The sequence below is a fragment of the Enterobacter sp. Y17 genome, assembly GCF_019730495.1.
GTDB lineage: Bacteria > Pseudomonadota > Gammaproteobacteria > Enterobacterales > Enterobacteriaceae > Enterobacter > Enterobacter asburiae_B.
The window spans coordinates 619,953-640,907 of sequence record NZ_JAASKP010000001.1; the positions used below are offsets into that span (position 1 = coordinate 619,953).

Consider the following 20,955-nt stretch of genomic DNA (forward strand, 5'->3'; position numbering starts at 1 on the left):
TCCCAAAAAGGGGAGCTTAAGACTGCTGACAAAGTATCTTTTTGCGTTCCTCCCGCTGGAGCTACGCTTGCTCGGGCCTACAATAAATAGTGCGATTTATTGATATAGTTTTGGCTTAGAGGAGAAGAAGCGCAGCGACACACGTCATGAAAGGCAGCTGAATCGCCGATGTTAAACAGTATAAAGGTGATTCGATGGCGCATGAACATCGTGTAGTCACACCCCACCCAAATACGCCTTCCTCACCTCCTGATTCCCCAGCAGCTCTTCGCCGCTGCCGCTCAACCGGATCTGCCCGTTAACCATCACATATCCGCGGTCGGAAAGCTTCAGCGCGTGATGCGCATTCTGTTCCACCAGAAAGATAGTCATGCCGTTGCGGGCCAGCTCGCGCAGCGTCTGGAAAATCTGTTTCACCACAATCGGCGCCAGCCCGAGGCTCGGTTCATCCAGCAGCAGCAGCTTCGGACGGCTCATCAGCGCCCGGGCGATCGCCAGCATCTGCTGCTCTCCGCCGGACATGGTCATCGCGCGCTGCTTGCGTCGCTCCTTGAGGCGAGGGAAGAGGTCGAACATGGTTTGCATATCCTCAGCGGCAAACTGGCTGCCGATGGGGATGGTCCCCATCAGCAGGTTCTCTTCAACGGTCATATCCGGGAAAATTCGTCTGCCTTCCGGCGCCTGCGCGATGCCGCCGGACGCGACGTAGTGGGTGGATTTATGGCTGATATCTTCACCGCCGAAAAGGATCTGTCCGCTGCGAATGCGGGGCTGGCCAAAGATGGACATCAGCAATGTCGATTTACCCGCGCCGTTTGCGCCAATCAGCGCCACGGTTTCACCTTTATTGACTTCGAGGGAAACCTGTTTAAGCGCCTGAATGGCGCCATAAAACACATCCACCTCGCGAAATGCCAGCAGCGGTTCGCTCATAGGTTGACCTCGCTTTCATCCGTACCCAGGTAGGCGGCAATGACCTTTTCATCATGCTGGATCTGCTCGGGTTTTCCCCTGGCAATAACATCCCCGTGGTCGAGCACGATAATGTCGTCCGAAATCTCCATCACCATCCCCATATCATGCTCAATCAGTAATACCGTGATGTCATGATGATCCCGCAGAAAACGAATAATGCTGCTGAGCTTATGCGTTTCAACCGGGTTAAGCCCGGCGGCGGGTTCATCCAGACAGATCATTTCCGGGCCGGTGCACATTGCTCGCGCAATTTCCAGACGCCGCTGCTGGCCGTACGACATCTCTCCCGCCAGACGATTGGCGCACTCCACCAGATCCACCACTTCCAGCCAGTAGAAGGCCCTGTCCAGGGCGTCGCTTTCCGCCCGCCGGTATGCCGGCGTATTTAAGATCCCGGCGAGCAGATTGCGGTTAACGCGCATATGCTGCGCAACCAGCAGGTTTTCCACGACAGACATCTCGCGAAAAAGACGGATATTTTGAAACGTGCGGGCCAACCCTGCGCGGTTGACCAGATGCGTTCCGCCAAACATTTTGTAGAACAGACGCTGCCCGAACTGCGCGGGGTTAATCCAGTCACCCGGCTGGAATTTTTGTCCGAGCACCTGAATAACGTTGGTTGTTTTATGGCGGGTATTAAATAAAATGTTGCCGCCGGAGGCCCTGTAGAAGCCCGTCAGACAGTTAAACACGGTTGTTTTCCCCGCCCCGTTTGGCCCAATAAGGGCGGTAATTGAGCCACGCTGTACGTCCAGGTTGACGTCGTTTAGCGCCTTAATTCCGCCGAAGTGCATCATCAGATGTTCAACGCGTAATATCGTTCCGTTCATGGTGCGACACCCTTACGCACGGCGAACCCGCTGCGGTTAATGCGGATCAAACCGCGCGGACGCCAGATCATCATCACCACCATGAGCATGCCAAACAGCAGGACGCGGTACTCGGCAAAACTGCGCAGCAGTTCCGGTGTTACGGTGAGCACAAAAGCGGCCAGCACTACGCCAAGCGTCGAGCCCATACCGCCCAGCACCACGATGGCGAGGATCAGTGCAGATTCAAAGAACGTGAAGGAGGTCGGGTTCACGAACCCCTGATAGGTGGCGAAGAACACCCCGGCAATCCCTGCGGTCGATGCGCCCAGCGTAAAGGCCGACAGCTTAACCAGAACATGATTTAACCCCATCGAGCGGCAGGCAATTTCGTCTTCACGCAGTGCTTCCCACGCCCGACCAATCGGCATCCGCGTCAGGCGGTGCTTGATGTAGAGCACCAGCATCACCACCAGGAACAGCACCGCGTAGATAAAAATAAACTTCATGTTCGGGTTATAGGTCAGGTGGAAAAACTCGTGGAAGGGCACGCCGCCTTCTTTCGCGCGTCGCCCAAATTCCAGACCGAAAAAGGTGGGGGGAGGGGCCGACACGCCGTTTGGTCCGCCGGTGAAGGTCAGCCAGTTGTTCAGTATCAGGCGAATGATCTCCCCGAACCCGAGTGTGACGATGGCCAGATAGTCACCGTGCATGCGCAGTACCGGGAAACCGAGCAGGGCGCCTGCGGCGGCGGCCATGATTGCCGCCAGCGGCAGCATGCTCCAGAAACCTAAGCCGAGATACTGGTATCCCAGCGCCAGACCGTACGCCCCAATTGCGTAGAACGCGACATATCCCAGATCCAGCAGGCCGGCCAGACCCACGACGATGTTCAGCCCCAGACCGAGAAGCACGTAGATCAGCCCGAGAATGGCGACGGTCAGCACATATTTCGTGGCGACAAACGGAAAGCAAATCGCAAGAGCAATTACCAGAGGAATAATCCAGCGCATGCGGCTTTTGTATTCCGGTGGCCGGACATATACGCCCGCGCTATCGGCTTCGAAGCGTGCCTGGAAACGGGCGCCCGCGGCGGTACCTAAAAAGGCGCTCAGCAGAAAACGCCCGAGCATGACGATGCCGACCATCCAGGCCAGCCGCTGCCCGGCGAAGTTAAAGCTGTAACCGTCCAGCACCACGCCCGCAATGGGGCCGAAAATAACCAGCGCAATCAGTCCGGAAAAAATCGCGTCCAGAATGCAGCGTTTAAGTGAAAAACCGTGTGATGTCATCATTCTCTCCCTCACACTTTGGCCACAATCGGGCGCCCAAGCAGCCCCTGGGGACGGAAAATCAGGATCATGACCAGCAGGCCGAACGAAAAGACATCTTTATAGTCCGAGTTCACCATGCCCGAGAACTGGGCTTCCGCCACGCCCAGGATAAGGCCACCGAGCATCGCGCCAGGGAGGGAGCCGATGCCGCCGAGTACCGCCGCGGTAAAGGCTTTAATGCCGATCACGAACCCGACGTAGAAATCAAAGGTGCCGTAATTCATGGTGATCAGCACGCCTGCCAGACCGGCCATCGCCGCGCCGATCACAAAGACCAGCGAAATAATCCGGTCGGTGTTAATGCCCAGAATGGAGGCCATCTTACGATCCTGCTGTACCGCGCGGCACATCCGGCCCAGCCGGGTATGGTTGATAATCCAGGTGAGCACCAGCATGCCGGCAAACGAAGCAATCAGAATAAACACTTTGGTGTAGGTTATCTGCACGAAGCCGTCGCCCAGATGCAGGCGAATCACGCCGTCCAGCATGGTCGGCACCCCTTGCTGGCGCGGACCCTGGCTCAGCTGCGCGTAGTTTTGCAGGATAAGCGACATCCCGATGGCGGAGATCAGCGGCGCCAGGCGCGTGGAGTTGCGCAGCGGCTTGTAGGCGATACGCTCGATGGTCCAGCCGTACACCCCGGTTACCACGATGGTGAACACCAGCGTCCCGAGGATCAGCAGCGGGAACGACTGCAGACCGAAGAACGAGAGCAGCGCCAGGCCGATGGCGCAGAGATAGGCGGAAATCATATACACTTCGCCGTGGGCGAAATTGATCATCCCGATAATGCCGTACACCATGGTGTAGCCGATGGCGATTAAACCGTAGACGGAGCCCAGCGTTAAGCCATTGATTAACTGTTGCAGGAAGAATGTACTCATCTTAGCGCGCTCGTTTTATAGGCTGCGCGATGCGCGCAGCCTGATGTTTATTACGCGCCGACGGGCAGGCCCGCCGACGTTGAGCGTGACTCCGTCCCGTTACTGCACTTCCTTATATTTGCCTTTGTCGTCCCACTGGTAAACCACGTAGTCAGACACTTTCAGATCGCCCTTGCTGTCCCACGCTTTTTTGCCCATCACCGTGTCGACGGAATTGGCTTTCAGCCACTCGCTGGCTTTGGCGGAGTCCTTGCCGCCGGTGGCCTTGAAGGCTGCGGCAATGGCCTGTACGGAGGCATAGGAGTAAAGGGTGTAACCTTCCGGCTCGAATTTACCGGCGCGGAATTTCTCGATAACCGCTTTACCGTCCGGGATAAGGCGCGGATCTTTACCGAAGGTCATGTAAATGCCGTTGGTGTATTGCGGGCCCCCCGCGGCGGTCACCATCTCTTCGTTGACAATACAGTCGCCGGAGAAGAATTTCGCCTGCACGCCCTGTTCACGCATCTGGCGAACCAGCGGACCGGCTTCCGGGTGACAGCCACCGAAGAACACGACGTCCGGTTTTTGCGCGCCGATCTTGGTCACCAGCGCGTTAAAGTCTTTCTCACCGCGAGATAACCCCTCATACATCACATCCTGAACCCCGCGTTTCGCCAGCGCCGCTTTGGTGGCGTCAGCCAGACCCTGACCATAGGTGTCTTTATCGTGAATAATTACCACGCGCTTGGCTTTCAGCTTGTCGATGATGAAGTCGCTGGCAACCTGACCCTGCTGGTCATCGCGTCCGCACATGCGGAACATGTCGCTCATGCCGCGTTCGGTGATCAGCGGGTTAGTTGAGCCGGGGGTAATCGCAATAATGCCCGCGTCGCTATACACCTCGGAGGCGGGCATTGTGGAAGAGGAGCAGAAATGGCCGACCACGGCGTTGACTTTATCCTGGTCAACTAAACGGTTGGCGACGGCCACGGCCTGCTTAGGCTCGCAGGCATCATCCCCCTGAACCAGTTTGATCTTCTCGCCGTTAATGCCGCCTGCGGCATTAATGTCTTCAGCGGCCTGCGTTGCGCCGTGCCAGTACTGATCGCCATAGGTGGCATTCGGACCCGTGAACGGCCCGGCCACGCCAATCGCAATATCTGCCCGGGCGGAAAACGCCGTCACCAGGCAACCGGCCAACACAAGAGAAAGAGGAGTTCTGATTAATTTCAGCGACATTATTATGTTCCTTAGCAAAGAGGTTTTTGCACCACGGCGTAAACCCGAACGCCCGACGGCGCAGCCAATCCGAAACACGAGCAAGAACAAAATGCACTAAACGAACAAGATACAGACGGCATCCTGCATATTACGGCGAGATTTCCCTGCGCAGAGGCGCGCGAAGAACGTTAAGCAAAAACGTTGCCAGAATGGTTAACCCATTGACGGGCATGCGACATGTTTGAGTATAGAGCGCCGCGTTATGCCGCCTTGCGGGAGGAGAAGAAATTACAGCGGAGATCACATATCGTTAACAATAAAGCCCATAAGTTGTGCAAAGGTCACGGTTTGCACGTTTTTGCAGCAATAAAGACCTAAACTTCAGCCCGGAGAGGCGTGAGATATGTGTTAGGATCGTTTCCTTTTGCAGGAGTGTCAGCGATGACTGAAGGCCCATTGAATGAAAGCGAAATGGCGTGGCTTGAAGAGACGTTAATGTCTTACGGTCATGATGACGCGTCCGTGATTGACGTATCCGAACTGGACGGCATGCTTACCGCAGTGCTTTCCGGTCCTGTTGTCGTTGAGCCAGATGCCTGGCTGGTGGCGGTGTGGGGTGGCGAGAAGTACATTCCGCGCTGGAAAAACGATCGTGAGATGAACCGTTTTATCGATCTCTGCTTTAAGCATATGAACGATATTGCCGAGCGCCTGAGCGAGTACCCGGATCAGTTTGAACCGATGTTTGGTTATAACGACGTGGATGGTGAGAGCTATACCGTGGTGGAAGAGTGGTGCTATGGCTATATGCGCGGCGTGGCGCTGACGGACTGGTCAACCTTGCCGGAAGCCCTGAAGGCCGATCTTGACGTGATTGCGCTGCACGGGACGGAAGAGAACAGCGAAAAGCTGGATGAACTGTCCGAAGAGGAGTATATCGCCAGCATCGAAAGCATCCAGCCTGCGGCACTGCGTTTATATCAATACTGGGTTAACAACCCGCAGCAGCCGGAAGTGAAGAAGCCGACGGTGAACGGCACGAAGGTCGGGCGTAACGATCCGTGTCCTTGCGGCAGCGGGAAGAAGTTTAAGAGCTGCTGTTTGCACTGATAAAAAAAGGGGCTGATGATAGCCCCTTTTTTATTTAACCCACTTCCGGCAACATCCCGGCTGCAATCAACGCCTGCACCAGAATAATCACCACCCCACAGCCAAACACAACGCTCAGCAGCGGTTTTCCTCCCGCCACGCGATATCCCTGCTGAGGATGCTGCTGGCGGCTCTTCCACGCCAGCAGGGAAGGGAGCAGCAGGGCCAGGATAGAGAGCGCCACCCCTGCGTAGCCCAGCGCCATCACAAACCCGCGTGGGTAAAACAGCGCAAAAGCGAGCGGCGGCAGGAAGGTGATGGCCCCCGTCTGCAACCGTCCAGCCGCGGTATTGCGACGCTGGAACAGGTCGGCCAGATAATCAAACAGGCCGAGCGCCACGCCCAGGAACGAGGTTGCCAGCGCCAGGTCGGCAAACAGGTGTACCGCCAGCTCCACGTGCGGGGAGGTAACAACCTCGCGCAGTGCCAGCAGAAAACCGTTCAGGCCAGCGTGTTGCGCCATCAGCCCAATAAAGGTCGAAGAGTCAATGCTGCCCAGCGTCACCAGCTGCCAGAAAATATAGGCGATCAGCGGGATCGCGCTGCCGATTACAAAGACGCGGCGCAGCTTGCGGATATCGCCGTTCATATAGCTGACGATGCTCGGCACGCTGCCGTGGAAGCCAAACGAGGTGAAAATGACCGGGATCGCGGAGAGCGCCAGCCCTTTTTCCAGCGGCAGCGTCAGCAGGTTGACCTTGTGCACGTGCGGCGCCAGCAGCACCAGCATGACGATCAGGAAGAGAATTTTGGCGCTGAACAGAAAGCGGTTAAACAGATCGACCAGCGATGTCCCCACGCAGACCACGCCGCCGCCGATGAGCGCAAAGAAGATAGCCCCCGTCGCCGGAGTAATGTCAGAGCCAAACCAGTCGTTGACGCTGGAGGCGATGAGTTCCCCGGCGCCGCTGATATAGGCGGCGGTCAGGGCGTACATCAGGAACATCATGCTAAAGCCGGTTATCCACTGGCCGTAGCGTCCCAGATAGCGCGCCGCAAGCGAACCCAGACCGGTGTCGGCGGGCACGTGCTGGTAAACCTCAAGCAGCAGCAGGGCGGTGTAGCACATCAGCGCCCAGAGCGTACCCAGCAGCAGCAGGGTCATGCCAAATCCTACGCCCGCGGCTGCCAGGGGCATTGCCAGCATTCCTGCGCCAATCGTCGTTCCGGCGACGATAAAAATACTTCCCAGGGTTCTTTTTCTCACGCTTTCCTCTACAACGATGCTTAACCGCGACAAAATCTGCGGCGCAGAGTAAGGGAAAAGCCGTAATTCGTCAAATCACCGTTACAAGTAGTGTAATGAATTATTTACGAAGTACTGGAGCTCTGACCCTTTTTAGGCGCAGGCCTACTTCATAAGGGCAATGTTGCCAAGCGACATTCCGGCGTAACGTAAACAATAAATATAAATTATCAAATTAAGTGAGGGTTTTATGGCTGAGGAGAATCCCTTCACCGCGGCATGGAGCCGGGGAGGCAACCTGTTGTGCCATGGCCACTGGATAATCAGCTGGCAGAACCAGCCCCTGATACTTCCCGAGTCCCGCCGCGAAAAGGATATGGGCACCTGGGCAATCTATTCGATTATCGATCCTGAAGATGAAACCTTTGCGCAAGGCTTACAGGAAGATGAGTGGATCGTTGAGAATGTCGACTGGTTAACGGATATGTTCTTCGAGGTGGGGATTCCGCTGGAGACGTCCAGCTACCGCTATTTTTACCAGGCGGTGAATCCCCATGACTGGCGCTGCACCAGCTGTGCGGGATGTATGTAAATTAACGCGGTGCCGGAAACCGGCACCGCGCTGAAATTAATTCTGCGTATCGAGAGTGGAAAGTTCTTTATCAATAAAGTAAAGACCTTCGCCGGATTTCCCCACCAGAGATAATTTATCCAGTACGGATTTAAACAGCTTCTCTTCTTCGTGTTGCTCAGCGACGTACCACTGCAGGAAATTAAAGGTTGGGTAATCCTGGCTGGTCATTGCGGCATGAACCAGTTCGTTAATTTTCTGCGTGATCAGCTGCTCGTGCTCGTAGGTGGCGCGGAACAGTTCATCGAGAGAATTATACTCGGCAAAGGGGGACGTCACGGTTTCAATGCGCGGCAGGCTGCCCGTATCCGTAAGATAATCAAACAGACGCTGCATGTGGGTCATCTCTTCCTGAGCGTGACGACGCAGAAACGCGGCCGCACCTTCGAAGCTGTGGTAGCTGCACCAGGCGCTCATCTGCTGGTAGAGCAGGGATGAAAAAAGCTCAAGGTTCATTTGTGCGTTGAGCTTGTCGATCATTTCAGTTTTCAGCATGGTGACGCTCCGGATTATTATTTCTGGTTCACAATGAGCGACACTATAATTTGTTATTTAATTATTTGCAAAACGTAAAATTTTTATTTTATTTATTTAAAATACGAATGGGAATAAAACGCATTGGCGATTTTTATAATTTATTAATGAGAATTGTTTTTGTTCGTAATGAAATATACTGCCAGCAAGCGCTGGCAGCGTTGATTAATACCAGGGATTATTTGACTTAGGGTTAACGGCGTAACCCATACATTTATACTGGATAGTCACGCTCTCGTTCAGGCACAAAGAGCCGCTCGTCAGGGTACAGGTTTTGATGGGCTGACCATAGGCTGAAGCGGTGGCATACCCCATGCTCTGACACGCTTTTGCCGCCGTGCCGTTATTCACATACTCATCGGAATACGCATTTTGCAGCGCTGCCTGGCCGTAATCGAGGCGGACGATGCCGTTCGGCGCGTCGAGGCTGCTGACTTCAGCCTGGCGGTTGATACTACACCCCGCGAGCAGCAGGATTGTGCCGGCTACAATGACTCTTTTCATGGTTCGCTCTGAGTGGATGGAAATACCTTATCGTACCCGCAGATGCCCGCTGCAATGCCTGGAATAGCCGGACAATCTGCCCTCACTCTTCGCAACGGGTCAGAGGGGAGTGCTATCAGGCCAATCCCTTATAAAAATGTGATGAGGATCACAAAATGATTGATTTTTGTGATAATGGTCATATTATAAGCACGTTGACAATAAAGTTGTATAACAAGTTAATGGAGCATCATCGTGAAACTGCGCAAAATCCTGAAAAGCATGTGGGCCAATTACTGCCGCACGTTCAAAGACGTGCCGCCAGGCGCCATGTTCTGATTAAAAAAACCTGCTTCGGCGGGTTTTTTTGTACCTGCAGGTGATGAAGGGAAGATGTCAGGGGGCGTGTTTTGCTACTATGGCGGCCTTTAAATAAGGAGAAAGCCCATGTCACAAAACCTGAGCGCCGATCAGGAACTGGTCTCTGACGTTGTCGCCTGTCAGCTGGTTATCAAACAAATCCTTGATGTTCTGGACGTGATTGCGCCGATTGAAGTGCGCGAGAAGATGTCTACGCAGCTGAAAAACATCGATTTCGCCAGCCATCCTGCTGCCGCTGACCCGGTTACGCTTCGTGCGATCCAGAAAGCTATCGCGCTGATTGAGCTGCGATTCACGCCGCAGGGTGAATCCCACTAAAACAGGGGTAGGGGCGACGGCACGTGTCGCCCTTTGAAGCGGTTAAAAGAACGTCTGGACCAGCAGGTAGCTCGCCGCGCACGCGCAGCTTACCCCAATCAGCCCTGGCAGAATAAAGCTGTGGTTGATGATAAATTTGCCGATGCGGGTGGTGCCTGAGCGGTCAAAGCCGATGCAGGCCAAATCACTTGGATAGGTCGGCAGGACAAAATAGCCGTAGGACGCCGGGAAAAAGGCGATCAGCATTTTCGGGTCGATGCCGAGCATGAGACCCATTGGCGCAACGGCCGTCAGCGCAGCCGCCTGGCTGTTCACCAGTTTTGACACCAGAAACAGCACAATGGCATACGTCCACGGGTGGCTCTTCACCACGCCTTCCAGCGCCAGCTTTAACTCGTCGAGATGCGCCTGGAAAAAGGTATCGCTCATCCACGCCACGCCGAACACCGAGAAGATCGCGACCATACCGGCCTTAAACACCGCGCCGTTGGAAATGGCCGACGCATTAACCTTACAGGCCATCAGCATCACGGCGCCCGCAATTAACATCATCATCTGAATGACAAGGTTCATCGACAGCGCCGTCATTTTGCCTTTCACTTCAAAGGCGGGGCGCAGTTCCGGAAATGCCCCCAGCAAAACGACCACGGCAATACCGGCAAAGAAAATCCACGTGGACCAGTAGGCCTGTTTAGGGAAACGCTGATTCATTAACGTCTCCGTACCGCCGTAGATAAACTCGCGCTGCTTAGGATCTTTTAGCTTTTCCTGAAACTCTATGTCGTCAGCCAAATCTTTCCCACGGCGTAAACTCCACAGGGCCGCAATGGCTACGCCGAAGAGCGAAGCGGGAACCGACACGGCGAGAATTTCCAGGATCCCCCACGCGTGGCCGATCCCATGCTGGGCTGCCAGGATAGACACCAGCGACACAACGGCAACGGAAACGGGGGAAGCCGTAATCGCCATCTGTGATGCCACCGACGCCACGGCCATGGGGCGCTCGGGGCGGATCCCTTTTTTCAGGGCGATATCCGCGATGATGGGGAACATGGTGTAGACCACATGCCCGGTGCCGCACAGAAAGGTCAGCATCCAGGTGGTGAAAGGGGCGAGCAGGGTGATGTGCTGCGGGTGTTTGCGCAGCAGACGTTCGGCAAACTGCATCATGACGTTGAGGCCGCCCGCAGTCTGCAGCGTAGCCGCACAGCCAATCACCGCAAGGATGGTCAGCATAACGTCAACCGGCGGTTTACCCGGTTGCAGACCAAAGACAAAACATAAAATAAAAAGACCAATACCGCTGATTAACCCAAGCCCCATACCGCCGAAACGCGTACCCGTCAGCAGGCAGAGGAGAATGACAACAAACTCAATGGTGATCATGATGCTCCCTCGTCAATGATTATGTAACTAAATAAATCATCACACGTTGTGTGGTTAATCATTGGGAGCCAGATCTGATTTGTTAAATTTCAGCAAAAGCAGAAGGTTGGAGATGGGAGGGGGGCCTGCTCCCCGGGACGGAAGCAGGCCAAAACTCAGTGGTGCTGGACCGCCACAATGTCGAGCAGATGACGGTCGGTTTGCTCAGGACATAAACCCGCCTGCTGCGCATTATGGATCTCATCCGCCAGCGTCTTCAGCAGCATGCCATCCTGCTGCTGCTCTTTGTCCATATCGCGTAAGAATTTGAGCGTTGTAATATCCTGCTGCGCTTTGGCTTCATCGGCAAGTTTGCTGAGCGTGCTGCAGCGTTGCTCGTACTCTTCAAGCGTTTTCTGAAACAGTTCTTCCAGGCAAGAGTAGTTTTCGTTGATCCCATCAAGGGCTTTAACGACAGGATTTGCCCCTGCGGCTTTCAGGAAGTTAAAGACACGCATCATGTGGGTGACGTTACTTTGCGCCTGAGAGCGAAAGAATGTGGCAGACCCCGTAAGACTATTCTCGGCACACCACGCGCTTAAGTGAAGGTGCAGATTCGAGGCGTAGAACTCAAGGTTCATCTGCGCGTTAAGTTTTTGCATCATCGTTTGGGTAGCCATACTCATATCCTTATTGACTGTGGGACGTGATGTCCGTTGCGTAACCTGAGCGCCAGGCAAATACGAAGAGAAGAGCAGAAATAGACATTCTGCCGTGACCGAAGTCGACCGAAATTCACTTCCTGTGTTCGATATAAATAAGCATACCCTTGTATTGGGTCTAAGAAAACTCTTAATCAGACTATATTTACCATACATTACAAAGTTTAATATAGTACAGAAATACAATTAGCTCGCCATGAATTGAATGTGACTTAATGGCCTAATAATTAACGATTTTTATCGTGATGACACACTGTTACTCTTTCGAAAATATTAAGTTGGAATATTACTCCGGGAAAAGGAAAAATACGGATTAATCATTTCGAATATATGATGTGTCAATAAAATTGCGCTAAATCAAATTCTGCGGAATAACGTTTTTTCAGGTGAGTTGTACATTCGTGATGAAAAACATGTTGAACCCCTTAACGCCAGGTGCCGTTTTGCCCGCAGAGAGGCATCAGGGATATCTTGGCTAATCTTATGGATAATTCTGCTTAACCCCTTTCTATTTGTCTGACAAATCCCGCCTTTTTTATGTCATTTTTCGCTGAATTTATGTACGCAATTACTGTAATTCTGCGGTGTGATGGGGCTCTCTTATGGATGATTAATTTCCCGCTAAAACTATCACCAGCAATAACGCTTATGACGAGGTAAGCGCTAATGCCTTGTTTTAAGTCCGATTAAATAAGAAGCACGCACTTATTCCCTACAGAAAAGATTGCTAAAGCTGGAGTTTACCATGCACAAATTTACTAAAGCGCTGGCGGCCATCGGTCTGGCTGCCGTTATGTCACAATCCGCTATCGCTGAGAATTTAAAACTCGGTTTTTTGGTAAAACAGCCCGAAGAGCCCTGGTTCCAGACTGAGTGGAAATTCGCAGATAAAGCCGGGAAAGATTTAGGTTTTGAAGTCATTAAAATCGCCGTGCCTGACGGCGAAAAAACCCTGAACGCCATCGACAGCCTGGCGGCCAGCGGTGCAAAAGGTTTCGTTATCTGTACTCCGGATCCAAAGCTGGGGTCGGCAATCGCGGCGAAAGCGCGCGGTTACGATATGAAGGTCATCGCGGTTGACGATCAGTTCGTTAACGCCAAAGGCAAGCCGATGGACACCGTCCCGCTGGTCATGATGGCGGCGACCAAAATTGGCGAACGCCAGGGCCAGGAACTCTATAAAGAGATGCAAAAGCGCGGCTGGGATGTCAAAGAGACCGCGGTAATGGCAATCACGGCTGACGAGCTGGACACCGCCCGTCGTCGTACTACCGGTTCAATGGATGCGCTGAAAGCGGCTGGCTTCCCGGAAAAACAGATCTATAAAGTCCCAACCAAATCCAACGATATCCCGGGCGCTTTCGACGCCGCGAACTCTATGCTTGTCCAGCATCCGGAGGTCAAACACTGGCTGGTGGTCGGCATGAACGACAACACCGTGCTGGGCGGGGTACGCGCGACGGAAGGCCAGGGCTTCAAAGCGCCTGACGTGATCGGGATTGGCATCAACGGCGTTGACGCCGTCAGCGAGCTGTCCAAAGCGCAGGCTACCGGCTTCTACGGTTCTCTTCTGCCGAGCCCGGACGTTCACGGCTACAAATCCAGTGAGATGCTCTACAACTGGGTAACCAAAGGGGCCGAACCGCCGAAATTTACCGAAGTGACCGACGTGGTGCTGATTACCCGCGACAACTTCAAAGAGGAGCTGGCGAAAAAAGGGCTGGGCGGTAAGTAATACGCTGTGATTGTGCCCCTCATGCATCGTGAGGGGCCAGACGTACACACTACAGGAATCACGGAGACGTTATGCGACAGTCTGATCCGTATCTCTCTTTTCGCGGCATCGGGAAAACTTTTCCCGGTGTTAACGCGCTGACCGATATCAGCTTCGACTGCTATGCCGGCCAGGTTCACGCCCTGATGGGGGAAAACGGCGCGGGGAAATCCACGCTGTTGAAGATCCTCAGCGGCAACTACGCGCCTACGACCGGCACGCTGGCCATTCGCGGCGAAGAGGTGGCGTTTGCCGATACCACGGCGGCGCTCAATGCCGGGGTGGCGATCATCTATCAGGAGCTGCACCTCATTCCTGAGATGACCGTGGCGGAAAATATCTATTTAGGACAGCTCCCGCACAAAGGCGGCGTGGTAAATCGTTCGCTACTTAATTATGAAGCGGGGCTGCAGCTTAAACACCTGGGTCTGGACGTCGATCCCCAGACGCCGCTGAAATATCTCTCCATCGGCCAGTGGCAGATGGTTGAAATTGCCAAGGCGCTGGCGCGTAACGCCAGAATTATCGCCTTCGATGAGCCCACCAGTTCGCTCTCTGCGCGTGAAATTGAAAATCTGTTCCGCGTGATCCGCGAATTGCGTCAGGAAGGCCGTACGATTTTGTATGTCTCGCACCGCATGGAAGAGATATTTGCCCTGAGCGACGCCATCACCGTCTTTAAAGACGGGCGCTATGTGCGCACCTTTACCGACATGCAGCAGGTTAACCATGACCAGCTTGTTCAGGCGATGGTCGGACGCGAGCTGGGTGATATTTATCACTGGCAGCCGCGTCAGTACGGCCCTGAACGCCTGCGCCTGGACAGCGTCAAAGCGCCGGGCGTGCGCACGCCGATTTCGTTATCCGTTCGCAGCGGCGAAATTGTCGGCCTGTTTGGTCTGGTGGGGGCGGGGCGCAGTGAATTAATGAAAGGCCTGTTCGGCGGTACCCGTATTACCGATGGGCAAGTTTCTATTGATGGTGAACGGGTCGATATCCAGAAACCGGCCCACGCGATCAGGGCGGGCATGATGCTCTGCCCGGAAGACCGTAAAGCCGAGGGGATTATTCCGGTGCATTCGGTACGCGACAACATCAATATTTCCGCTCGCCGCAAGTTTATTCGCGCAGGCTGCCTGATAAACGATGGCTGGGAGTCGAGCAACGCCGACCACCATATTCGCTCGCTGAATATTAAAACGCCGGGTCCGGAACAGCTGATCATGAATCTGTCAGGCGGAAACCAGCAGAAGGCGATTTTAGGCCGCTGGCTGTCGGAAGATATGAAGGTCATTTTGCTGGATGAGCCGACGCGCGGTATCGATGTGGGGGCAAAACACGAGATTTATAACGTGATCTATGAGCTGGCAAAACGCGGCGTGGCGGTGCTCTTCGCCTCCAGCGATCTGCCGGAGGTGCTTGGCGTGGCCGACCGCATTGTGGTGATGCGTGAAGGCGAAATTGCCGGTGAATTACTTCATGAACAGGCGAATGAACAACAGGCGTTGAACCTCGCCATGCCTAAAGTCAGCCAGGCTGTCGCCTGAGTAAGGAGTTAATGATGTCCTCTGTTACTACATCCGGAGCGCCGAAGTCGAAGTCGGCGCTGAGTTTTGGACGTATCTGGGATCAGTACGGCATGCTGGTGGTCTTTGCCGCGCTGTTCCTCGCCTGCGCGATCTTTGTTCCTAACTTTGCCACCTTCATTAATATGAAGGGGCTGGGGCTGGCCATTTCCATGTCCGGGATGGTGGCCTGCGGGATGCTGTTCTGCCTGGCCTCTGGCGATTTTGACCTGTCGGTGGCGTCGGTGATTGCCTGTGCGGGCGTCACGACGGCAGTGGTGATCAACATGACGGAGAGCCTGTGGATTGGCGTTCTCGCCGGTCTGCTACTCGGCGTCATCAGCGGTCTGGTGAACGGGTTTGTTATCGCACGCCTGAAGATTAACGCCCTGATCACCACGCTTGCGACAATGCAAATTGTCCGCGGGCTAGCCTATATCATCTCCGACGGTAAAGCGGTGGGGATTGAAGACGAGCGCTTCTTTACCCTGGGTTACGCCAACTGGCTGGGGCTGCCTGCGCCAATCTGGCTGACCGTGGCCTGCCTGATCCTGTTCGGCTTCCTGCTCAACCGGACCACCTTTGGCCGTAATACGCTGGCGATTGGCGGTAACGAAGAGGCCGCCCGTCTGGCCGGGGTACCGGTGGTGCGAACCAAGATTATTATCTTCGTGCTCTCAGGGCTGGTTTCTGCCGCCGCGGGGATTATCCTGGCTTCGCGTATGACAAGCGGCCAGCCGATGACCTCTATTGGCTACGAGCTGATCGTCATTTCGGCCTGCGTTTTAGGGGGCGTTTCCCTCAAGGGTGGCATCGGAAAAATCTCATATGTGGTGGCCGGTATCCTGATTTTAGGCACGGTGGAGAATGCCATGAACCTGCTGAATATTTCGCCGTTCTCGCAGTACGTGGTTCGTGGTCTGATCCTGCTGGCAGCGGTGATTTTCGACCGTTACAAGCAAAAAGCGAAGCGTACCCTGTAACCCTTTTTCCCGTCTTTTATTGCTCAACTTATAACCATAGTTGACCCCTTAACCGCCCCGCCAGTAAAACTGGCGGGGCGGTTGTCAAATGGCGAGCGACGTCACACTGTCTATACTTACATGGCTATGAAAGAGGTAAAGGCGTTTACCTCTCGTAAACCGTAAGGAGGAAAAGGGTGGCTGACATGTTAACCGCACCGCCTGTACTGCCCGGACACTATGCTTTCTTTTTCGATCTCGACGGCACGCTCGCCGGGATAAAACCGCACCCTGACCAGGTGTCTATTCCGGATGCGGTGTTACAGGATTTGCATCAGCTCTCGCTCATGAACGAGGGAGCACTGGCATTGATATCAGGGCGCTCAATGGCCGAGCTGGATACGCTCGCCAGTCCTTACCACTTTCCGCTGGCCGGTGTACACGGAGCGGAGCGCCGCGACATCCATGACCACACGCATATCGTTTCACTCCCTGACGCACTCACGCAAACGCTCCAGAAGCAGCTTTCTGCTGCGCTGGAAGCGCTGCCTGGCACCGAGCTGGAAGCCAAAGGCATGGCCTTTGCCCTGCATTATCGTCAGGCGCCGCAGCATGAGGAGGCCGTACTGGCGCTGGCTCAAACGGTTGCGGATGCCCATCCACAGCTGGCGTTGCAGCCCGGCAAATGCGTCGTGGAGTTAAAACCGAAAGGGATTAATAAAGGCGCGGCCATCGCCGCGTTTATGGCGTCGCCGCCTTTCAAAGGGCGAACGCCCGTTTTCATTGGGGATGACCTGACCGACGAGGCCGGGTTTCGCGTCGTGAATCAGGCCGGAGGGATCGCCGTCAAGGTGGGGCCTGGTGACACCGTTGCCGAATGGCGGCTGGCGGATGTCGCCAGCGTCTGGCAGTGGATATCTGACATCGCTAACCAGCAACAACAACAAATAGCGCAAAGCAAAGGGGGAAACCATTATGGGTCGCTTAGTCGTCGTCTCTAACCGAATCGCACCGCCGGATGATAAAAAAGCCAGCGCGGGTGGCCTGGCGGTAGGGGTGTTAGGTGCCTTAAAAGCCGCTGGCGGGCTGTGGTTTGGCTGGGGTGGAGAAATTAGTGAAGAGGAGAAACCGCTCAACAAGGTGACGCGCGGAAACATTACGTGGGCTTCATTTGCATTGAAAGAGAAAGACTATGACGAGTATTACTCGCAGTTCTCAAATGCCGTCCTGTGGCCTGCGTTCCACTATCGTCTTGACCTGGTCAAATTCCAGCGTGAATCCTTCGAAGGCTACTCGCGCGTAAATGCGCTGCTGGCGGATAAACTGCTGCCATTAATAGAGGAAGACGATATTTTATGGATCCACGATTATCACCTGTTGCCCTTCGCGAGAGAGCTGCGAAAGAGGGGGGTGAATAACCGGATTGGCTTCTTCCTGCACATCCCGTTCCCGACGCCGGAAATTTTTACCGCGCTGCCGCCGCATGAAGAGCTGCTGGAGGCGCTGTGTGATTACGATTTGCTGGGCTTCCAGACCGAAAATGACCGCCTCGCGTTCCTTGACTCCGTGTCTGGCAAAGCGCGTCTGGTGACCAAAGGCGGGAAAACCCATACGGCGTGGGGGAAAACCTTCCACACCGAGGTCTATCCAATAGGGATTGAACCTGACGAAATCGCGGAGCAGGCTTCTGGCCCGCTGCCGCCGAAGCTGGCGCAGCTTAAGAATGAACTCAAGCACGTGAAAAATATCTTCTCGGTTGAACGTCTTGATTATTCCAAAGGGCTGCCGGAACGCTTCCTGGCGTATGAAACGCTGCTGGATAAATACCCGCAGCATCACGGGAAAATTCGCTATACCCAGATTGCGCCGACGTCGCGCGGTGAGGTTCAGGCCTACCAGGATATTCGCCATCAGCTGGAGACAGAAGCAGGGCGCATTAATGGCCGCTACGGCCAGCTGGGCTGGACGCCGCTGTTTTACCTGAATCAACACTTTGACCGTAAGATCCTGATGAAGGTCTTCCGCTATGCGGACGTTGGGCTGGTCACGCCGCTGCGCGACGGGATGAATCTGGTGGCGAAAGAGTATGTGGCGGCCCAGGATCCTGCCGACCCGGGTGTTCTGGTGCTTTCCCAGTTTGCCGGAGCCGCAAATGAGCTCACGTCGGCGCTCATCGTTAACCCTTACGACAGGGATGACGTGGCGAACGCGCTGAATCGTGCCCTGACAATGCCGCTCACGGAACGTATTTCCCGTCATGCTGACATGATGGAGACAATCCGGAAGAACGATATTAACCACTGGCAGGCGCGTTTTATTCAGGATCTCCGGAATATCGCTCCGCAAAGCCATGAAGGCGATCTGCAAAAAAAGATCGCGACCTTCCCTAAACTCGCCTGATTTACTGCTGGGGGGCTAATGCCCCCCAAGCGGCACTAACAGCACATCGACCTGGCTCGACGCGACAATAGATTTCGCCGCGCAGGCTGCCCGCGATAAAAAGCTGTGGTTATGGTTCCCGCAAATCACTAAATCTATATTTTGTCTGCGACACATATCGAGAATATGGGCGTTAAGTTCCCCGGTCGCAATAACAGTTTCATAAACAGGATATTGTGCCTTTTCCACTAATTCGCGCAGAAATTGCTGCGTTTCTTCCTGCAGAACCTCGCGAATATCCTCCAGCATGGGGGCGGCCAGCTGATTATACATCTCCGGCTCTGCGGCGAGGGTGATGAGGCTGATGCGGGCATTGTGGGGTCTGGCAATGGAAACCGCCCGGGCGACGAGCTGATGGCTTTCGGGGGAAACTGCAACGGAAACAAGAAGATGGGAGTAACTCATGGCGCACTCCTTAGATGTCTGAAAGACAGCGTTTAACCACCTTTACCGCGAAATCTCCGGTTCTGCAAGAGCAGATTACGACATTAGTGTGAAGCTTATCATAATTATTCATTAATTATTCTTATAAGAAGAATAACTGAAAAATGCGCCTAAATGAAAAAAATTAACAACTTAACGTAAATCACACAAATCCACGCCTGGACTGTTAAATCGTTTTGATGCGTTACAAACTCATTTCGAATGATCACGTCCTGAAACATCTTTTTTGTGCTACCTGCATAACTATATGTTTTTTCACGGTAAGAAAAATGTTTCCAGGAGAGGGGCCTGATGTAAATGTTTCCGAGCGGCGCTTACGGCATGAAAAGCACGTTGCATGCCAGTTTGGATCACCCTTCTGCATGAGTATTCGTCAATTAAGAATACAAAACAGTACCGATTGGCTAAATTTTGACCAAATTACAAGTCATACTGATGGATTTATGGGTCATATTCACTTAAATTGTGTGACGTGGATCACATTTTTTTTAAATTTGAGGGTGGCTGGATTGTATGTGTCAAAACTGACGAGTAGAGTTTGCGTCGAATTAGGAAAAATCTTAGTTATTTGTAAGAAATGATAAATCATGTAAGAGACGCATTCGCGGTTTCTCTCTTACGGTTTCAGTGAATACAAACCTAAATTCAACTATGCATTTAGCCTTTTCTTTTTTATACCGGGTGATTTCCCGGCGACATCACGGGGTGCGGTCTTTCCGCATAAAAATAATAGTTGGTTATTCGGGATGGGAACAATGCATACATCCGAGTTGCTAAAACATATCTATGACATCAATTTGTCGTATTTACTGCTCGCGCAGCGTTTGATTAGTCAGGACAAGGCGTCCGCGATGTTTCGTCTGGGTATTAACGAAGAAATGGCAACCATGCTGGGCGGCTTAACCCTCCCGCAGATGGTTAAACTGGCTGAAACGAATCAACTGGTTTGCCAGTTCCGTTTCGATGATTCACAGACAATAACGCGTCTGACGCAGGAATCCCGTGTGGACGATCTTCAACAGATCCATACCGGTATTCTTCTTTCCACTCGCTTGCTTAACGAAATCAGCCAGCCTGATGACGTAGCCCGTAAGAAAAGGGCCTAGCAATGAGCGAGAAAAGCATTGTTCAGGAAGCGCGTGACATACAGTTGGCCATGGAGCTGATTACACTGGGTGCTCGTTTACAAATGCTGGAAAGCGAGACTCAGCTGAGCCGTGGTCGTCTCATCAAACTGTACAAAGAGTTACGTGGTAGTCCCCCGCCGAAAGGCATGCTGCCGTTTTCTACCGACTGGTTTATGACGTGGGAGCAGAATATTCATGCTTCCATGTTCTGTAATGCCTGGCAGTATCTTCTCAAAACCGGTTTGTGTAGCGGCGTTGACGCCGTGATCAAAGCGTACAAACTTTACCTTGAACAATGCCCACAGCAGGAAGAAGGCCCTCTGCTGGCGCTGACCCGCGCATGGACGCTGGTGCGTTTTGTTGAGAGCGGAATGCTTGAACTGTCGCGCTGCAACTGCTGCGACGGCAATTTTATTACCCATGCTCATCAACCTGCAGGCAGCTTCGCCTGTAGTTTATGTCAGCCTCCATCCCGCGCAGTAAAAAGACGTAAACTTTCCCGGGATGCTGCCGATATTATTCCACAACTGCTGGATGAACAGATCGAACAAGCTGTTTAACCCGAACGTGTGGGAAAGATTCCAGCAGCGGTAAGCAATTACCGCTGCTTTTTTTTACCCCGCAAACGGTAAACGCTGCGAGCTGGACGTCCTTGCCATAGTCACTAGCG

At 53.7% G+C, this 20,955-nt stretch carries 22 protein-coding genes; 11 read left to right on the forward strand and 11 right to left on the reverse strand.

The features are described 5' to 3' along the window. Positions 1 to 216 precede the first annotated feature (216 nt). The 5 genes from HCH49_RS02820 to HCH49_RS02840 all read right to left on the reverse strand — a co-directional run bounded on the left by HCH49_RS02820 (position 217) and on the right by HCH49_RS02840 (position 5,223). On the reverse strand, positions 217 to 933 hold the full coding sequence (locus HCH49_RS02820) for an ABC transporter ATP-binding protein (RefSeq protein ID WP_094935629.1): 717 nt from the start codon (positions 931 to 933) through the stop codon (positions 217 to 219). After that, complete coding sequence (locus tag HCH49_RS02825; protein WP_039263773.1) at positions 930 to 1,805, reverse strand: ATP-binding cassette domain-containing protein; 876 nt, start codon at positions 1,803 to 1,805, stop codon at positions 930 to 932. The genes HCH49_RS02820 and HCH49_RS02825 overlap by 4 nt, the downstream gene beginning before the upstream one ends. After that, complete coding sequence (gene livM / locus HCH49_RS02830) at positions 1,802 to 3,076, reverse strand: high-affinity branched-chain amino acid ABC transporter permease LivM (RefSeq protein ID WP_069303023.1); 1,275 nt, start codon at positions 3,074 to 3,076, stop codon at positions 1,802 to 1,804. Before livM ends, HCH49_RS02825 begins: the two co-directional genes overlap by 4 nt. Positions 3,077 to 3,087: 11 nt before the next feature. Further along, the gene (locus HCH49_RS02835) at positions 3,088 to 4,002 is read right to left on the reverse strand and encodes an ABC transporter permease subunit (RefSeq protein ID WP_023336149.1); all 915 of its coding nucleotides are present in this window, start codon (positions 4,000 to 4,002) and stop codon (positions 3,088 to 3,090) included. 99 nt (positions 4,003 to 4,101) lie between these two features. Next, a complete protein-coding gene (locus HCH49_RS02840) occupies positions 4,102 to 5,223 on the reverse strand; it encodes a branched-chain amino acid ABC transporter substrate-binding protein (RefSeq protein WP_221702142.1) in 1,122 nt (373 codons plus the stop codon). Positions 5,224 to 5,646: 423 nt separating this feature from the next. Between HCH49_RS02840 and HCH49_RS02845 the strand changes: the two genes are divergently transcribed. Beyond that, positions 5,647 to 6,315 (forward strand): YecA family protein, encoded by a 669-nt coding sequence (locus HCH49_RS02845; RefSeq protein WP_032658627.1) that lies wholly within the window; start codon positions 5,647 to 5,649, stop codon positions 6,313 to 6,315. A 34-nt stretch (positions 6,316 to 6,349) separates the two neighbouring features. Here HCH49_RS02845 and tyrP read toward each other — a convergent pair whose 3' ends face one another. Beyond that, on the reverse strand, positions 6,350 to 7,561 hold the full coding sequence (gene tyrP / locus HCH49_RS02850) for a tyrosine transporter TyrP (RefSeq protein ID WP_221702143.1): 1,212 nt from the start codon (positions 7,559 to 7,561) through the stop codon (positions 6,350 to 6,352). A gap of 229 nt (positions 7,562 to 7,790) precedes the next feature. Between tyrP and HCH49_RS02855 the strand changes: the two genes are divergently transcribed. Then, on the forward strand, positions 7,791 to 8,132 hold the full coding sequence (locus HCH49_RS02855; RefSeq protein ID WP_182930855.1) for a hypothetical protein: 342 nt from the start codon (positions 7,791 to 7,793) through the stop codon (positions 8,130 to 8,132). 36 nt (positions 8,133 to 8,168) lie between these two features. Here the strand turns inward: HCH49_RS02855 and ftnA are convergent, their stop codons facing one another. Next, the gene (gene ftnA, locus HCH49_RS02860) at positions 8,169 to 8,666 is read right to left on the reverse strand and encodes a non-heme ferritin (RefSeq protein WP_023336146.1); all 498 of its coding nucleotides are present in this window, start codon (positions 8,664 to 8,666) and stop codon (positions 8,169 to 8,171) included. Positions 8,667 to 8,870: 204 nt separating this feature from the next. Next, complete coding sequence (gene yecR, locus HCH49_RS02865) at positions 8,871 to 9,209, reverse strand: YecR family lipoprotein (RefSeq protein WP_023336145.1); 339 nt, start codon at positions 9,207 to 9,209, stop codon at positions 8,871 to 8,873. Positions 9,210 to 9,443: 234 nt separating this feature from the next. Between yecR and azuC the strand changes: the two genes are divergently transcribed. Together azuC and HCH49_RS02875 are read left to right on the forward strand one after the other, a co-directional pair. Further along, positions 9,444 to 9,527 (forward strand): stress response protein AzuC, encoded by an 84-nt coding sequence (gene azuC, locus HCH49_RS02870; RefSeq protein WP_014884364.1) that lies wholly within the window; start codon positions 9,444 to 9,446, stop codon positions 9,525 to 9,527. Between the two features lie 108 nt (positions 9,528 to 9,635). Further along, complete coding sequence (locus HCH49_RS02875) at positions 9,636 to 9,887, forward strand: DUF2766 family protein (RefSeq protein ID WP_221702144.1); 252 nt, start codon at positions 9,636 to 9,638, stop codon at positions 9,885 to 9,887. A gap of 42 nt (positions 9,888 to 9,929) precedes the next feature. Here the strand turns inward: HCH49_RS02875 and HCH49_RS02880 are convergent, their stop codons facing one another. Together HCH49_RS02880 and HCH49_RS02885 are read right to left on the reverse strand one after the other, a co-directional pair. Continuing rightward, complete coding sequence (locus HCH49_RS02880) at positions 9,930 to 11,273, reverse strand: anaerobic C4-dicarboxylate transporter (protein ID WP_023312271.1); 1,344 nt, start codon at positions 11,271 to 11,273, stop codon at positions 9,930 to 9,932. Between the two features lie 155 nt (positions 11,274 to 11,428). Further along, positions 11,429 to 11,932: a non-heme ferritin-like protein gene (locus tag HCH49_RS02885; RefSeq protein ID WP_023312270.1), complete on the reverse strand. Its 504-nt coding sequence runs from the start codon at positions 11,930 to 11,932 to the stop codon at positions 11,429 to 11,431. Positions 11,933 to 12,719: 787 nt separating this feature from the next. Here HCH49_RS02885 and araF point away from each other — a divergent pair. From araF to otsA, 5 genes are all read left to right on the forward strand, one after another. Then, complete coding sequence (gene araF, locus HCH49_RS02890) at positions 12,720 to 13,709, forward strand: arabinose ABC transporter substrate-binding protein AraF (RefSeq protein WP_003859687.1); 990 nt, start codon at positions 12,720 to 12,722, stop codon at positions 13,707 to 13,709. 71 nt (positions 13,710 to 13,780) lie between these two features. Then, positions 13,781 to 15,295: an L-arabinose ABC transporter ATP-binding protein AraG gene (gene araG / locus HCH49_RS02895; protein ID WP_029742192.1), complete on the forward strand. Its 1,515-nt coding sequence runs from the start codon at positions 13,781 to 13,783 to the stop codon at positions 15,293 to 15,295. A 14-nt stretch (positions 15,296 to 15,309) separates the two neighbouring features. Continuing rightward, complete coding sequence (araH, locus tag HCH49_RS02900; protein ID WP_029742191.1) at positions 15,310 to 16,296, forward strand: L-arabinose ABC transporter permease AraH; 987 nt, start codon at positions 15,310 to 15,312, stop codon at positions 16,294 to 16,296. Positions 16,297 to 16,472: 176 nt separating this feature from the next. Next, complete coding sequence (otsB, locus tag HCH49_RS02905) at positions 16,473 to 17,276, forward strand: trehalose-phosphatase (RefSeq protein ID WP_033145880.1); 804 nt, start codon at positions 16,473 to 16,475, stop codon at positions 17,274 to 17,276. Beyond that, positions 17,251 to 18,675: an alpha,alpha-trehalose-phosphate synthase gene (otsA, locus tag HCH49_RS02910; RefSeq protein ID WP_221702145.1), complete on the forward strand. Its 1,425-nt coding sequence runs from the start codon at positions 17,251 to 17,253 to the stop codon at positions 18,673 to 18,675. The genes otsB and otsA overlap by 26 nt, the downstream gene beginning before the upstream one ends. Positions 18,676 to 18,690: 15 nt before the next feature. Here the strand turns inward: otsA and uspC are convergent, their stop codons facing one another. Further along, entirely contained in the window at positions 18,691 to 19,119 is a 429-nt protein-coding gene (gene uspC / locus HCH49_RS02915; RefSeq protein WP_033145878.1) for a universal stress protein UspC, read from the reverse strand. A 794-nt stretch (positions 19,120 to 19,913) separates the two neighbouring features. On the opposite strand from uspC, the gene flhD reads away from it, so the two are divergent. Both flhD and flhC read left to right on the forward strand, forming a co-directional pair. Next, complete coding sequence (flhD, locus tag HCH49_RS02920) at positions 19,914 to 20,264, forward strand: flagellar transcriptional regulator FlhD (RefSeq protein ID WP_008500415.1); 351 nt, start codon at positions 19,914 to 19,916, stop codon at positions 20,262 to 20,264. Positions 20,265 to 20,266: 2 nt separating this feature from the next. Further along, positions 20,267 to 20,845, forward strand: coding sequence for a flagellar transcriptional regulator FlhC (flhC, locus tag HCH49_RS02925; protein ID WP_013096051.1), 579 nt, complete (start codon positions 20,267 to 20,269; stop codon positions 20,843 to 20,845). Positions 20,846 to 20,955 lie beyond the last annotated feature (110 nt).